General features: G+C 71.3%; 13 protein-coding genes. 12 read left to right on the top strand and 1 reads right to left on the bottom strand.

What is annotated here, in order from left to right:
- Positions 1-30 precede the first annotated feature (30 nt).
- Positions 31-588 (bottom strand): hypothetical protein, encoded by a 558-nt coding sequence (locus BJ993_RS23430; RefSeq protein WP_179651599.1) that lies wholly within the window; start codon positions 586-588, stop codon positions 31-33.
- Between the two features lie 185 nt (positions 589-773).
- Here BJ993_RS23430 and efp point away from each other — a divergent pair, with 185 nt between their 5' ends.
- From efp to BJ993_RS23370, 12 genes are all read left to right on the top strand, one after another.
- Positions 774-1340, top strand: a complete 567-nt coding sequence (gene efp, locus BJ993_RS23425; RefSeq protein ID WP_036545015.1) for an elongation factor P — start codon at positions 774-776, stop codon at positions 1338-1340.
- Positions 1341-1760, top strand: coding sequence for a transcription antitermination factor NusB (gene nusB / locus BJ993_RS23420; protein ID WP_308645694.1), 420 nt, complete (start codon positions 1341-1343; stop codon positions 1758-1760).
- 50 nt (positions 1761-1810) lie between these two features.
- Positions 1811-3190, top strand: coding sequence for a dihydrolipoyl dehydrogenase family protein (locus BJ993_RS23415; RefSeq protein ID WP_179651598.1), 1380 nt, complete (start codon positions 1811-1813; stop codon positions 3188-3190).
- 99 nt (positions 3191-3289) lie between these two features.
- Positions 3290-4579 carry a MinD/ParA family ATP-binding protein gene (locus BJ993_RS23410; protein ID WP_051932222.1) on the top strand — a complete coding sequence of 430 codons (1290 nt, stop codon included), beginning with the start codon at positions 3290-3292 and terminating at the stop codon, positions 4577-4579.
- Between the two features lie 166 nt (positions 4580-4745).
- On the top strand, positions 4746-4916 hold the full coding sequence (locus BJ993_RS23405; protein WP_036545021.1) for a CsbD family protein: 171 nt from the start codon (positions 4746-4748) through the stop codon (positions 4914-4916).
- A 110-nt stretch (positions 4917-5026) separates the two neighbouring features.
- Positions 5027-6007: a TIGR03557 family F420-dependent LLM class oxidoreductase gene (locus BJ993_RS23400; protein ID WP_179651596.1), complete on the top strand. Its 981-nt coding sequence runs from the start codon at positions 5027-5029 to the stop codon at positions 6005-6007.
- A 133-nt stretch (positions 6008-6140) separates the two neighbouring features.
- Positions 6141-6692: a bifunctional pyr operon transcriptional regulator/uracil phosphoribosyltransferase PyrR gene (gene pyrR / locus BJ993_RS23395; RefSeq protein ID WP_036545025.1), complete on the top strand. Its 552-nt coding sequence runs from the start codon at positions 6141-6143 to the stop codon at positions 6690-6692.
- On the top strand, positions 6689-7624 hold the full coding sequence (locus BJ993_RS23390) for an aspartate carbamoyltransferase catalytic subunit (protein WP_179651594.1): 936 nt from the start codon (positions 6689-6691) through the stop codon (positions 7622-7624). Before pyrR ends, BJ993_RS23390 begins: the two co-directional genes overlap by 4 nt.
- A complete protein-coding gene (locus tag BJ993_RS23385; RefSeq protein ID WP_179651592.1) occupies positions 7621-8904 on the top strand; it encodes a dihydroorotase in 1284 nt (427 codons plus the stop codon). Before BJ993_RS23390 ends, BJ993_RS23385 begins: the two co-directional genes overlap by 4 nt.
- Positions 8901-10031 carry a glutamine-hydrolyzing carbamoyl-phosphate synthase small subunit gene (gene carA / locus BJ993_RS23380; protein WP_179651589.1) on the top strand — a complete coding sequence of 377 codons (1131 nt, stop codon included), beginning with the start codon at positions 8901-8903 and terminating at the stop codon, positions 10029-10031. Before BJ993_RS23385 ends, carA begins: the two co-directional genes overlap by 4 nt.
- The gene (gene carB, locus BJ993_RS23375; protein WP_179651587.1) at positions 10031-13321 is read left to right on the top strand and encodes a carbamoyl-phosphate synthase large subunit; all 3291 of its coding nucleotides are present in this window, start codon (positions 10031-10033) and stop codon (positions 13319-13321) included. The genes carA and carB overlap by 1 nt, the downstream gene beginning before the upstream one ends.
- Positions 13318-14349 carry a quinone-dependent dihydroorotate dehydrogenase gene (locus tag BJ993_RS23370; RefSeq protein ID WP_308645693.1) on the top strand — a complete coding sequence of 344 codons (1032 nt, stop codon included), beginning with the start codon at positions 13318-13320 and terminating at the stop codon, positions 14347-14349. The genes carB and BJ993_RS23370 overlap by 4 nt, the downstream gene beginning before the upstream one ends.
- Positions 14350-14352: the final 3 nt, after the last annotated feature.

The following is a 14352-nucleotide window of genomic DNA, read 5'->3' as shown; positions in this document are numbered from 1 at the left end:
AGCCATTGTCGCGCTCCCGGGCGGTCCTGGTCAGTCGTCGGATCCGTCGTGGCCCGAGCCGTCGTGGCCCGAGTCGTCGGTCGCGTCGTCGGTGGCGTCGTCGGACCCGTCGTGGCCCGAGCCGTCGTGGCCGGAGTCGTCGTCGACCTCGGGGGCCTCGGACTCGTCGCCGTGGTGGTCGCCGTCCTCGTCGTGGTCGGCGTCGTCGCCGTGGTGGTCGCCGTGGTCGTCGGCGTCCTCGCCCTGGTCGTCGCCGTCCTCGGCGTGGTCACGGCCGTGGTGGTCGCCGTGGTCGTCGGGACCCTCGTTCTCGTCCTGGTCGTCGGCCTCGTCGGCGTCGTCGGTCTCCGGGTCGTCGGCTTCGGTCTCGTCGGGGGCGTCGGTCTCGTCGGTCTCCTCGGCCTCCGGCGACTCCGACGCGTCGTCGGTCGCGTCGGTCTCCGGGCTGTCGCTCGTGGAGTCCTCGACGACGCTCTGGTCCTGGTCGTCGGAGCCGCCGGCCGCGCTCACGGCGTAGGCACCGCCGAGCGTGGCGAGCACGATCGCGAACGCCGCCGCGGCGGCGCGGTAGGGGGTGAGCTTGCGCATGGTGTCCTCCCTCGTGGCGACCCGTTGTCGCCGTACACACCTTCATGACGCCGGGCCGGGCGGGTGTTACGCGGCTGATCGAAGATTTCCCGCCGTTGGCGCCCGTCGATAGGATCGGACGCTGTGCCACGTCTCGACGGCGGTGGCCGCACCCCATTGACATCTGCATCGAAGAAGGCTGACGCATGGCAACGACGAACGACCTCAAGAACGGCATGGTGCTCAACCTGGAGGGCCAGCTCTGGCAGGTGGTCGAGTTCCAGCACGTGAAGCCCGGCAAGGGCCCGGCCTTCGTCCGCACCAAGCTCAAGCACGTCGAGTCGGGCAAGAACGTCGACAAGACCTTCAACGCCGGCACCAAGGTCGAGACCGCCACGGTCGACCGCCGCTCGTTCCAGTACCTCTACAACGACGGCACGAACTTCGTCTTCATGGACGTCCAGACCTACGACCAGATCGAGGTCACCCCGGAGATCGTCGGCTCCGCCGCCGGCTTCCTCCTGGAGAACCAGGACGTCGTGATCGCCACCAACGAGGGCCGCGTCCTCTTCATCGAGATGCCGGCCTCGGTCGAGCTCCTCGTCTCCTACACCGAGCCGGGCGTCGTCGGCGACTCCGCCACGGGCCGCACCAAGCCGGCCACGCTCGAGACCGGCGCCGAGATCCAGGTCCCGCTGTTCATCGAGCAGGGCGAGAAGATCAAGGTCGACACCCGCGAGGGCGGCTCGTACCTCTCCCGTGTGAAGGGCTGAGTGGCCACCCTGATGGGAGCCCGCACCAAGGCCCGCAAGCGTGCCCTCGACGTCCTGTACGCCGCCGACCTGCGCGGCGAGACGGGCGTCGAGGCGCTCGCGCGCGTCGTCGCCGAGGGCGAGGCGCCGAGCAACCCCTACACCCGCACGCTCATCGAGGGCGTGACGGAGCGGCGGGAGCGGATCGACGAGGTCCTCACCGAGTTCTCCACCGGCTGGAGCCTCGCCCGCATGCCCGCGGTCGACCGCAACGTGCTGCGGATCGGGGTCTGGGAGATGCTCTGGGCCGACGACGTGCCGGACACGGTCGCGGTGACCGAGGCGATGGCCCTGGTCCAGGAGCTGTCGACCGACGAGTCGCCGACCTTCGTCAACGGGGTCCTCGGCGCCATCCAGAGGAGCAAGTCCACGCTCGTCTGAGCGATGCCTGATGCTGGCCGCCGGCTTGCCCGATGTGCCAATCTGGCGACATGTCTCAGCCTGATGAGGTGGATGTCGTCGTCATCGGACTCGGGCCGGGGGGCGAGCACGTCGCCGCCTCGCTGGCCCGGGCCGGGCTCTCCGTGGTCGGGGTCGACCGCCGTCTCGTCGGAGGCGAGTGTCCCTACTTCGGGTGCGTCCCGTCGAAGATGATGATCCGCGCGGCCGACGCGCTCGCCGAGGCCCGGCGCGTGCCCGCGCTCGGCGGGAGCACCGAGGTCACCGCGGACTGGACCCCCGTCGCGGACCGGATCCGCGACGAGGCGACCGACGACTGGGACGACACGGTCGCGGTCAAGCGGCTCGAGGATGCCGGTGCCCGGTTCCTGCGCGGCACCGGCCGGCTCGCCGGTCCCGGCCGGGTCGTGGTCACGACCGACGACGGCGACGTCGAGCTGACGGTACGACGCGGGGTGGTGCTCAACACCGGAACGGAGCCCGCGGTCCCGCCGATCGACGGGCTGGCCGACACGCCGTACTGGACCAACCGCGACGCGGTCCGCCTCCGTGAGCTGCCGACCAGCCTGGTCGTCCTGGGCGGGGGAGCGATCGGCTGCGAGCTGGCCCAGGCGTTCTCGCGGTTCGGCGTCGAGGTGACCGTCGTCGAGGCCTTCGAGCGGATCCTCGGACCCGAGGAGCCGGAGGCGAGCGCCGTGGTCGCCTCCGCCCTGGAGGCCGAGGGGATCTCCGTGCGCGCCGGCGTCGGGGTCAGCTCCGTGCGCCACGACGGTGCGTTCGCGATCGGCCTCGCGGACGGTACGACGCTCGCGGCCCAGGCCCTGCTGGTGGCCGCCGGTCGTCGTACCAACCTGGGGGACGTGGGCCTCGACACCGTCGGCGGCGACCCGTCGGCCCGGGCGATCGACGTCGACGAGCGGATGCGGGTGGCCGGCGTCGACGGCCTGTGGGCGATCGGCGACATCACGGGCAAGGGTGCGTTCACGCACATGTCGATGTACCAGGCCAACGTGGCGATCCGGGACCTGACCGGGGAGGACGGCCCGTGGGCCGACTATCGCGCGGTGTCCCGGGCGACCTTCACCGATCCGGAGGTCGGCTCGGTCGGGATGACCGAGAAGCAGGCGCGTGACGCCGGCCTCAACGTCGGGGTCGGCATCTCGAAGCTGCAGGAGTCGAGCCGTGGCTGGCTGCACAAGGTCGGCAACGAGGGCGTGATCAAGGTGGTCGCCGACCTCGACCGTGACGTGCTCGTGGGCGCGACCGCCGTCGGACCCTCGGGCGGGGAGATCATCGGGATGCTGGTCACCGCGATCCACGCGGAGGTGCCGCTGGCGACCCTGCGCGGGATGCACTTCGCCTACCCGACCTTCCACCGGGCGATCGAGACGGCGCTGGGCGACATCTCCTGACATGACCGGATGAGACGACGGGCTGTGCACGGCACGCCCGTCGACGGCCGGGCGCCGGGGTAGTTTGGTCGGGACTGACTGCCTATCTCGGAGGTTCTCGTGAGTCAGACCGATGTCGACCCTGCCCAGCCGGAGCCCGATCCGCAGAACACCTCGGACCGCCTCTACACCACCACGGAGCTGGAGGCCTTCAGCGAGCAGCAGCTCGAGGCCGCTCGGGCCGGGGCACCGGTGGATCCGCTGACGGACCCGATCCCGCACGCCGGGCCGATCGGCGAGCACACGGCGATGCGACCCGATCCGGGTGCCCGCCCGACGGCGCCACCACCGACGGCCGCGCCACCGACCGGCCCGCCGCCGTCGTACCGGCCTGCTCCGCCGAGCGCCCCGCCGAGCGCCCCGCCTGCCGCGGCTCCCGCGCCGCCCGCGCCCGCCCACGTCGAGCCGCGGCGCTTCATGAGCGCCACCGACTTCCTCGACCGCCGCGACAACGACAAGCAGCCCGGTCCGGCGACGTGGGGATGGCGGGGCCGGGTACGCCGCTGGTCGGGTGGCCTGGTCAAGCCGGCCATGGGCGCGAAGGAGCGGGCCTGGGAGGCCGACCGGGCGCTCATCCAGAAGGACTTCGACGGCCCGCGCACGATCGCGTTCGTGAACCCGAAGGGCGGCGCGGCCAAGACGACCGGCGTGCTCGCCGCCGGCTACACCTTCGGCACCGTACGCGGCGGCGGCGTGATCGGCTGGGACAACAACGAGACGCGCGGAACCCTCGGCATCCGCGGTGCCCGGAGCGCCCACCGCAACACGACCCGTGAGCTGCTCGAGGACGTCGAGCGGTTCAAGGACGTCTACCAGTCGCGCATCGGCGACCTCGGTGCCTTCGTCCGCTCGCAGGGCGACGCGCACTTCGACGTCCTGGCCTCGGACGAGCGTCCCGACGTCACCGGCGTCATCCACGCGAAGGACTTCGCGGAGGTGCACGCGCTGCTGGAGCGGTTCTACCGGATCATCCTGGTGGACACCGGCAACAACCTGAGGGCCGAGAACTGGCTGGCCGCGGCCGAGGCGGCCGACCTCCTGGTCGTCACCAGCACCGTGCGCGAGGACACCGGCTACAGCGGGCTGTGGATGCTCGACGCCCTCCAGGACGCCGGCTACGAGAACCTCAAGTACAAGACGGTGACGGTGCTCTCCGACCCCAGCCCCAAGGTCGACGAGGGCCTCGCGCGCGACCTGACCCAGGTCTACGAGCAGCGCACCCGCGGCGTCTACCGGGTGCCCTACGACCCGGCGCTCGTGTCCGGGTCGGTGGTCCCGTACGGCGAGCTGTCGGCGGCGACCCGACGGGCGTGGCTGCGGGCGTGCGCGGGGATGGCCGCCGCGTTGTAGGGGCCCGGCAGCCGTCGTACCGGACGGAATGGTCGTGGGATCGCCGACCCGACAGCCACAGCGTCCGGTACGACCACCGGATCGTCGCGCAGCGGCCGGGTAGTGCAGGAGTACGGCCGTGCGGGCTGCAAGGAGCCCGCCGCGCGAGACTGAAGGGGGTCCCACGATGGGTCTCGACGACAAGATCAGCAACGCCGCCGAGGAGAAGACGGGCAAGCTCAAGGAGTCGGTCGGCAAGGCCACCGACGACGAGGACCTGGAAGCCGAAGGCAAGGGCGACCAGCTCAAGGGCAACCTCAAGCAGGCGGGCGAGAAGGTGAAGGACGCCTTCAAGTGACCGCCTGACGAGGACATGCGCGAAGGGGCTCCGGGGACACGGGGCCCCTTCGTCCTGCCCGGGCCGTCCCGCCCCGTTGGTACGACGCCCGACCGGGTACCGGGGCCACCATGACCACCTTCGGCTACACCTTGATGACCGAGCAGAGCGGGCCGCGCGAGCTGGTCGCCTACGCCCAGGCGGCCGAGGACAAGGGCTTCGAGTTCGCGGTCTGCAGCGACCACTACTCGCCATGGCTGGTGGAGCAGGGGCACGCGCCGTACGCGTGGACCGTCCTCGGGGCCGTGGCCCAGGCGACGACCGACCTCGACCTGATGACCTACGTGACCTGCCCGACGATGCGCTACCACCCCGCCGTCGTCGCCCAGAAGGCCGCGACCCTGGCGGTGCTCTCGGGCAACCGCTTCACGCTCGGCGTGGGCAGCGGCGAGAGCCTGAACGAGCACGTCGTCGGCGCCGGGTGGCCCGGTGTGGAGACGCGCCTGGAGATGCTGGCCGAGGCGATCGACGTGATCCGCTCGCTGCACACCGGTGAGCTGGTCGACCACAAGGGGGAGTACTTCGAGGTCGAGTCGGCCCGCGTCTGGGACCTTCCGGACAAGCCGGTCGAGATCGGGGTCGCCGTCGGGGGACCGCGCGCCATCGAGGCGCTCGCCGAGAGCGCCGACCACCTGGTCGCTGTCGAGCCGGACGCCGCACTCGTGCAGCAGTGGAACCAGACGGACGGGGCACCGCAGGTCGGCCGGGCCGCCCGGGCCATCGGGCAGGTCCCGATCTGCTGGGCGCCCGACCGCGACGAGGCGGTGAAGCTCGCCCACGAGCAGTTCCGCTGGTTCGGCGGGGGTTGGGGTGTGAACGCCGACCTGCCGACCCCCGCCGGCTTCGAGGCGGCGAGCCAGTTCGTGCGCCCCGAGGACGTCGCGGACAAGATCCCGTGCGGACCCGACCTCGACGCGATCGCCGAGGCGGTGCTGGCGTTCCCGGAGGCAGGCTTCACCGACGTGGCGCTCGTCCAGGTCGGCGACCGGTTCCAGCAGCAGTTCCTGGACGAGGCGGCCGGGCCGCTGCTGGAGCGCCTGCGCTCGGCCTGACCGCGCGCCGGCGTGGTCCGCGGCACACCGGACCCGGTTCGGCCGGAAGGGCCTCCAACCGCTAGGGTGGAGCCCGTTCAGACATCCTTTAAGGAGCCGTCCCGTGAGGCGGAGAAGGAGGTCAGGCACACTGATGCCTACCCACGACCAGGCCCCCGCTCAGGGGCGCGTCGTCCTCGACGCCGGCGACATCAGCCGGGCGTTGGTCCGCATTTCCCACGAGATCCTCGAGCGCAACAAGGGCGCCGAGGATCTTCTGCTTCTCGGCCTGCACACCCGCGGGGTGCCGCTGGCCCACCGGATCGCCGCGAACATCGCGACCGTCGAAGGTACGACGGTCGCGACCGGCTCGCTCGACGTCACCATGTACCGCGACGACCTGCGCTCGCACCCCACGCGTGCCCCGCACCGCACCGAGCTGCCCGCCGGCGGCATCGACGGCAAGACCGTCGTGCTCGTCGACGACGTGCTCTACTCCGGGCGCACCATCCGCGCCGCGCTCGACGCCCTCTCGGACCTGGGCCGGCCCGCCGTCGTACGGCTGGCCGTGCTGGTCGACCGCGGCCACCGCGAGCTCCCGATCCGCGCCGACCACGTCGGCAAGAACCTGCCCACGGCGCGCAGCGAGCGCGTCAGCCTGCGCCTGAGCGAGATCGACGGGGAGGACGAGGTGACCATCCAGTGAACCGGCACCTGCTGAGCATCGACGACCTGGAGGTCGCCGACATCCACCAGATCTTCACCACCGCCGCGGAGATGCACGACGTGCAGAGGCGCGAGGTGAAGAAGCTGCCCGCGCTGCGCGGGCGGACGGTGATCAACCTCTTCTTCGAGGACTCCACCCGCACCCGGTCGAGCTTCGAGATCGCCGGCAAGTGGCTCTCCGCCGACGTGATCAACCTGTCGGCCAAGGGGAGCAGCACCAGCAAGGGCGAGTCGCTGCGCGACACGGCGCTGACCGTGATGGCCATGGGCATCGACGGCCTGGTCGTGCGCCACTCCGCGAGCGGCGCCGCCGAGCAGATCAGCCGCTGGGTCGACGTCCCCGTCATCAACGCCGGCGACGGCACCCACGAGCACCCGACGCAGGCGCTGCTCGACGGCTACGCCCTGACCCGCAAGCTCGGCACGCTCGAGGGCAAGCACGTCGCGATCGTCGGCGACGTCACGCACAGCCGGGTGTTCCGCAGCAACGTCAAGAGCCTGGTCAAGCTCGGCGCGAGCGTCACCGTGGTGGCTCCGCCGACGCTGATGCCGGCCGGTGTGGGGGACTGGTCGAAGGAGGCCGGCTTCGCGACGTCGTACGACCTGGACGCGGTGCTGCCCGAGGTCGACGCGGTGATGATGCTGCGCGTGCAGCGCGAGCGGATGAGCGGCGGCTTCTTCCCCACGGCCCGCGAGTACACCATCGGCTACGGCCTCACCCGCGACCGTCTCGCGCTCCTGAAGCCCGGCACGCCGATCCTGCACCCCGGTCCGATGAACCGCGGCCTCGAGATCTCCCCGGACGCCGCCGACGCCGCCGACAGCCTGGTCCTCGACCAGGTGTCCTCGGGCGTCGCGGTCCGGATGTCCGTCCTCTACCACCTGCTCGCCGGCGAGGAGACTTCTGCATGAGCACCTTGATCAAGGGCGCCACCCTGCCCGACGGTACGACGGCCGACGTCCTCGTCGCCGACCGCGTGATCGCCGAGATCGGCTCGGTCTCGACGAAGGCGGAGCGGACCATCGACGCCGACGGCCTGCGCCTGCTGCCGGGCCTCGTCGACCTGCACACGCACCTGCGCGAGCCGGGTCGTGAGGACGCCGAGACGGTGCTGACCGGCTCCCGCGCCGCGGCCGTCGGAGGCTTCACCGCGGTCCTCGCGATGGCCAACACCAACCCCGTCACCGACACCGCGGAGGCCGCCGAGCGGGTCCTCGACCTCGGCCGCGCGGCCGGCCTGGTCGACGTCCAGCCGGTCGGCGCGGTCACCAAGGGGCTGGCGGGCGAGGAGCTCGCCGAGCTCGGGCTGATGGCCCGCAGCCGCGCGAAGGTCCGCGTCTTCTCCGACGACGGCAAGTGCGTCCACGACGCGCGGGTCATGCGCCGGGCGCTGGAGTACGTCAAGGCGTTCGGTGGTGTGGTCAGCCAGCACAGCCAGGACCCGGCGCTCGCCGGCCCTGCGGCGTGCTGCCACGAGGGCGAGCTCTCCGGCCGCCTGGGCCTGCCCGGCTGGCCCGGGATCGCCGAGGAGGTCATCGTCGCCCGCGACGTGATGCTCGCCCGGCACACCGGCAGCCGCGTCCACGTCGCCCACGTCTCGACCGCCGGCAGCGTCGAGGTGGTCCGGTGGGCCAAGGCGCAGGGGATCGACGTGACCGCGGAGGTCACGCCGCACCACCTGCTGCTCACCACCGACCTGCTCAGCAGCTACGACCCGACCTTCAAGGTCAACCCGCCGCTGCGCCCGGCCGAGGACGTCGAGGCGCTGCGCGCCGCACTCGCCGACGGCACGATCGACGCCGTCGCCACCGACCACGCGCCGCACGCACGACACGACAAGGAGCACGCCTTCGTCGACGCGGCGTTCGGCATGCTCGGGCTGGAGACGGCGCTGTCCGTCATCACCACCGTGATGGTCGAGAGCGGCCAGCTCGACTGGGCCGGCGTGGCCCGCGTGATGAGCGAGAGCCCGGCGCGCATCGCCGGCCTGGAGGGGCACGGCCGCCCGATCGCCGTCGGCGAGCCCGCCAACCTGACCCTCGTCGACCCCGCCGCCCAGGTGGTGGTCGACCGCGCGGCCAGCGTCTCGCTGAGCCGCAACAACCCCTGGCACGACCGCAAGCTCACCGGACGGGTGGTCGCCACGCTGCTGCGCGGCACGCCCACGGTGCTGGAAGGAGCCCTCGCATGACCGCCCCAGCCCAACCCGCCCTCCTCGTCCTCGAGGACGGCCGCACGTTCCACGGTGAGGCCTACGGTGCCGCCGGCGAGACCTTCGGCGAGGCGGTCTTCAACACCGGCATGACCGGCTACCAGGAGACGCTCACCGACCCGTCGTACCACCGCCAGGTGGTCGTGATGACCGCCCCGCACGTCGGCAACACCGGCATGAACGACGAGGACCCGGAGTCCAAGCGCATCTGGGTCGCCGGGTACGTCGTCCGCGACCCTGCGCGCGTCCCGAGCAACTGGCGCTCCCAGCGCTCGCTCGACGACGAGCTGAGGGCCCAGGGCGTGGTGGGGATCTCCGGCATCGACACCCGTGCCCTGACCCGCCACCTGCGTGAGAGCGGCGCCATGCGCGTCGGGATCTCCACGGTCGAGACCGACCCGGCGAAGCTGCTGGAGAAGGTCAAGGCGTCCGCCGAGATGACCGGCGCCAACCTCTCCGAGGCGGTCTCCACCAGCGAGACCTATGTCGTCGAGGCCCAGGGCGAGAAGCGGTTCACCGTCGCCGCCCTCGACCTCGGCATCAAGGACATGACCCCCTACCGGATGAGCGAGCGGGGCATCGAGGTGCACGTGCTGCCCGCCACGGCGTCGATCGACGACGTGCTGGCCGTGCAGCCCGACGGCCTGTTCTTCTCCAACGGCCCCGGCGACCCGGCCGCGACGACCGGCCAGGTCGAGCTGCTCCAGGAGGCGCTGGGCCGCGACCTGCCGTACTTCGGCATCTGCTTCGGCAACCAGCTCTTCGGCCGGGCGCTCGGCTTCGGCACCTACAAGCTGAAGTACGGCCACCGGGGCATCAACCAGCCGGTGATGGACCTGACCACCCGCAAGGTGGAGGTCACCGCGCACAACCACGGCTTCGCCGTCGACGCCCCGCGCGACACGGCGACCGAGACGCCGTACGGCGTCGCGACGGTCAGCCACGTGTGCCTGAACGACGACGTCGTCGAGGGCCTCGAGCTCCGCGACGGGTCCGGTGCGCTCAAGAGCTTCTCCGTCCAGTACCACCCCGAGGCCGCCGCCGGCCCGCACGACGCGGCGTACCTCTTCGACCGGTTCGTGCAGCTTCTGGAGGAGAAGGCCTGATGCCGAAGCGTGAAGACATCAAGTCGGTCCTGGTCATCGGCTCCGGGCCGATCGTCATCGGCCAGGCGTGCGAGTTCGACTACTCGGGCACCCAGGCCTGCCGGGTGCTCAAGGAGGAGGGCCTGCGGGTCATCCTGATCAACTCCAACCCGGCGACGATCATGACCGACCCGGAGTTCGCCGACGCGACCTACGTCGAGCCGATCACCCCGGAGTTCGTCGAGAAGGTCATCGCCAAGGAGCGCCCCGACGCGATCCTGCCGACCCTCGGTGGCCAGACCGCCCTCAACGCCGCCATCGCGGCGCACGAGAGCGGCGTCCTGGAGAAGTACGGCGTCGAGATGATCGGCGCCAGCTTCGAGGCGATCCACCGCGGCGAGAACCGCGAGCTGTTCAACGCGATCGTCGAGAAGGTGGGCGGCGAGGTCGCCCGCAGCTTCGTGTGCCACTCGATGGAGGAGGTCGAGAAGGCCGCCGGCGAGCTGGGCTTCCCGATCGTCGTACGCCCGTCCTTCACGATGGGCGGCCTCGGCTCGGGCATCGCCTACGACGAGGCGGACATGCACCGCATCGCCGGCGCCGGTCTGTCCGCCTCCCCGACCACCGAGGTGCTGATCGAGGAGTCGATCATCGGGTGGAAGGAGTACGAGCTGGAGGTGATGCGCGACAAGGCCGACAACGTCGTCATCATCTGCTCGATCGAGAACTTCGACCCGATGGGCGTGCACACCGGTGACTCGATCACCGTCGCCCCGGCGATGACGCTCACCGACCGCGAGTACCAGCACCTGCGCGACCTGGCGATCGGCATCATCCGCGAGGTCGGCGTCGACACCGGCGGCTGCAACATCCAGTACGCCGTCAACCCCGCCGACGGCCGGGTCATCGTCATCGAGATGAACCCCCGCGTCTCGCGGTCCTCGGCGCTGGCGTCGAAGGCGACCGGCTTCCCGATCGCCAAGATCGCCGCCAAGGTGGCCGTCGGCTACACGCTCGACGAGATCCCCAACGACATCACGAAGGAGACCCCGGCCTCCTTCGAGCCCACGCTCGACTACGTGGTCGTCAAGGTGCCGCGGTTCGCGTTCGAGAAGTTCCCGACCGCCGACCCGACGCTGACCACCCACATGAAGTCGGTCGGCGAGGCGATGGCCATCGGCCGCAACTTCACCGAGGCGCTCAACAAGGCGCTGCGCTCGCTGGAGAACAAGTCCGCGCCCTTCCACTGGACCGGCGAGCCCGGCGACAAGGACGCACTCCTCGAGGAGATCAAGGTCCCGCACGACGGCCGCCTGCAGAAGCTGATGCAGGCCATCCGGGCCGGCGCCACGCAGGAGGAGATCCACGACGCCACGAAGATCGACCCGTGGTTCGTCGACCAGGTCTTCATGATCGACGAGATCGCCCAGAAGGTGGGCGCGTCGGAACTGCTGGACGCCGGCGCCCTGCGCCTGGCCAAGCGGCACGGCTTCTCCGACGCCCAGATCGCGGGCATCCGCGGCCTGAAGGAGTCCGAGGTCCGGATCGCCCGGCAGACGCTCGGCGTGCGCCCGGTCTACAAGACCGTGGACACCTGCGCTGCCGAGTTCGCGGCGGCCACGCCGTACTACTACTCGTCGTACGACGAGGAGACCGAGGTCCAGCCGCGCGCCGAGGGCAAGGAGGCCGTGATCATCCTCGGCTCCGGTCCCAACCGGATCGGCCAGGGCATCGAGTTCGACTACTCGTGCGTGCACGCCTCGCTCGCGCTGGCCGAGGCCGGCTACGAGACGATCATGGTCAACTGCAACCCCGAGACGGTCTCGACCGACTACGACACCTCGGACCGGCTCTACTTCGAGCCGCTGACCCTCGAGGACGTCCTCGAGATCTACGAGGCGGAGAAGGCCGCGGGCCCGATCGCCGGGGTCATCGCGACCCTCGGCGGCCAGACGCCGCTCGGTCTCGCGCAGGGCCTCGAGGACGCCGGGGTCCCGATCGCCGGTACGACGCCCGAGGCGATCGAACTCGCCGAGGAGCGCGGCGCGTTCGGCCGGGTCCTGGCCGACGCCGGCCTCGTCGCGCCGAAGCACGGCACCGCCGTCTCCTTCGAGGACGCGCAGGCGATCGCGCACACCATCGGCTACCCGGTGCTCGTGCGGCCGTCGTACGTCCTCGGCGGGCGTGGCATGCAGATCGTCTACAGCGACGCCGCGCTGAAGTCCTACATCGAGGCCGCGACCGAGATCAGCCCGGACCGCCCGGTCCTGGTCGACCGCTTCATCGACGACGCGGTCGAGATCGACGTCGACGCCCTGTACGACGGCACGGACCTCTTCCTCGGCGGCGTGATGGAGCACATCGAGGAGGCCGGCATCCACTCCGGCGACTCGTCGTGCGCCCTGCCGCCGATCACGCTCGGCGACGCCGAGATCACCCGGATCCGCGAGGCCACGACGGCCATCGCGGAGGGGGTCGGGGTCCGCGGCCTGATCAACATCCAGTTCGCGCTCGGGGCGGACGTCCTCTACGTGATCGAGGCCAACCCGCGCGCGTCGCGGACGGTCCCGTTCGTGTCCAAGGCGACCGGCACCCAGCTCGCGAAGGCCGCGGCCCGGGTGATGCTGGGCGAGTCCATCGCCGAGCTCCGCGCCGCGGGCGCGCTGCCCGCCGAGGGCGACGGCGGCACGCTGCCGGCCGACGCCCCGATCGCGGTCAAGGAGGCGGTGCTGCCGTTCAACCGGTTCCGCACCAAGGAGGGCAGCTTCGTCGACACGGTCCTCGGGCCCGAGATGAAGTCGACCGGCGAGGTGATGGGCTTCGACGCCGACTTCGGCACCGCCTTCAGCAAGTCGCAGGCCGCGGCGTACGGCTCGCTCCCGACCGAGGGCAAGGTCTTCATCTCGATCGCGAACCGCGACAAGCGGACGATGATCTTCCCGGCCCGGGTCCTCGCGGACTACGGCTTCGAGATCCTCGCGACCCAGGGCACGGCCGAGGTGCTGCGCCGCAACGGCATCCAGGCCACCGTGGTGCGCAAGCACTTCGAGGGCAAGGGACCGAACGGGGAGCCGACGGTCGTCGACATGATCCTCGGCGGCGAGATCGACCTGATCGTCAACACCCCGCACGGCTCGACCGGTGGCGGCGACTCGCGCATCGACGGCTACGAGATCCGCTCGTCGGCCGTGCTGACCGGCACGCCGTGCATCACCACCGTTCAGGGCCTGGCCGCGGCGGTGCAGGGCATCGCGGCGATCCGCGCCGGCTCGATCGGCGTGCGGTCGCTGCAGGAGTGGCACGCGCAGTGACCCTGTACGACAAGGTCTTCGAGACCTGCCTGGTCCGGATGGACGCCGAGAAGGCGCACCACCTGACCTACGACGCCCTCAAGGCCGGGGGACCGGTGCTCACCCGGGCCCGGATCCCCGGCCGGGCGCCGGTCGAGGCGATGGGCCTCACCTTCCCCAACCGGCTCGGGCTCGCGCCCGGCTTCGACAAGACCGCCGAGGTCTACGACCGGATGGGCGCCTTCGGCTTCGGGCACGTCGAGATCGGCACGGTCACCGCGCTGCCCCAGCCCGGCAACCCGAAGCCGCGGCTGTTCCGGCTCCCCGAGGACCGGGCGGTCGTCAACCGGATGGGCTTCAACAACGACGGCGCCGAGACCGTCGCGCGCCGGCTGGCCGGGCGCAGGCGCAAGCCCGGCGGACTCGTCCTCGGCGTCAACATCGGCAAGTCGAAGGTCGTCCCCGACGACGACCAGGCGGCTGTCGAGGCCGACTACGAGACCTCGACCCGCCTGCTCGCCCCGCACGCCGACTACCTCGTCGTCAACGTCAGCTCCCCGAACACCCCCGGCCTGCGCAACCTGCAGGCCGTCGAGAAGCTCGCCCCGCTGCTCGCCCACGTGCGTCGTACGACGGACGAGTCGGTCACCGACCGCCGGGTGCCCCTGCTGGTGAAGATCGCGCCGGACCTGTCCGACGAGGACGTGCTGGCGGTCGCCGACATGGCGCTCGACCTCGGCCTGTCCGGGGTCATCGCCACCAACACCACCATCTCCCGCGACCGCCTGCGCTCCGACCCCGCGAAGGTCGAGGCGTGCGGCGCCGGCGGCCTCTCCGGCGCACCGCTGCGTGAGCGCTCGACGGAGGTCGTGCGGCTGCTGCGCGGACGCGTCGGCGACCGGCTCACGCTCATCGGGGTCGGCGGCATCAGCACGCCCGCCGACGCGAGGGAGCGGATCGACGCGGGTGCGGACCTGGTGCAGGTCTACAGCGGCCTGATCTACGGTGGCCCGGGCTGGCCCAAGCAGGTCCTCAAGGCCCTGCGCTAGCCG

The sequence above is a fragment of the Nocardioides aromaticivorans genome, assembly GCF_013408525.1.
GTDB classification, from domain to species: domain Bacteria; phylum Actinomycetota; class Actinomycetes; order Propionibacteriales; family Nocardioidaceae; genus Nocardioides; species Nocardioides aromaticivorans.
Note: the sequence above shows the minus strand (reverse complement) of the source record. Positions and strands in the feature narration are given on the sequence as shown.

Coding starts and splice junctions, on each gene's coding strand:
- pyrR (WP_036545025.1), top strand. CDS start 6,141: ATGCCTACCCACGACCAGGCCCCCGCTCAGGGGCGCGTCGTCCTCGAC.
- efp (WP_036545015.1), top strand. CDS start 774: ATGGCAACGACGAACGACCTCAAGAACGGCATGGTGCTCAACCTGGAG.
- carA (WP_179651589.1), top strand. CDS start 8,901: ATGACCGCCCCAGCCCAACCCGCCCTCCTCGTCCTCGAGGACGGCCGC.
- BJ993_RS23405 (WP_036545021.1), top strand. CDS start 4,746: ATGGGTCTCGACGACAAGATCAGCAACGCCGCCGAGGAGAAGACGGGC.
- BJ993_RS23385 (WP_179651592.1), top strand. CDS start 7,621: ATGAGCACCTTGATCAAGGGCGCCACCCTGCCCGACGGTACGACGGCC.
- BJ993_RS23400 (WP_179651596.1), top strand. CDS start 5,027: ATGACCACCTTCGGCTACACCTTGATGACCGAGCAGAGCGGGCCGCGC.
- BJ993_RS23415 (WP_179651598.1), top strand. CDS start 1,811: ATGTCTCAGCCTGATGAGGTGGATGTCGTCGTCATCGGACTCGGGCCG.
- carB (WP_179651587.1), top strand. CDS start 10,031: ATGCCGAAGCGTGAAGACATCAAGTCGGTCCTGGTCATCGGCTCCGGG.
- BJ993_RS23430 (WP_179651599.1), bottom strand. CDS start 588: ATGCGCAAGCTCACCCCCTACCGCGCCGCCGCGGCGGCGTTCGCGATC.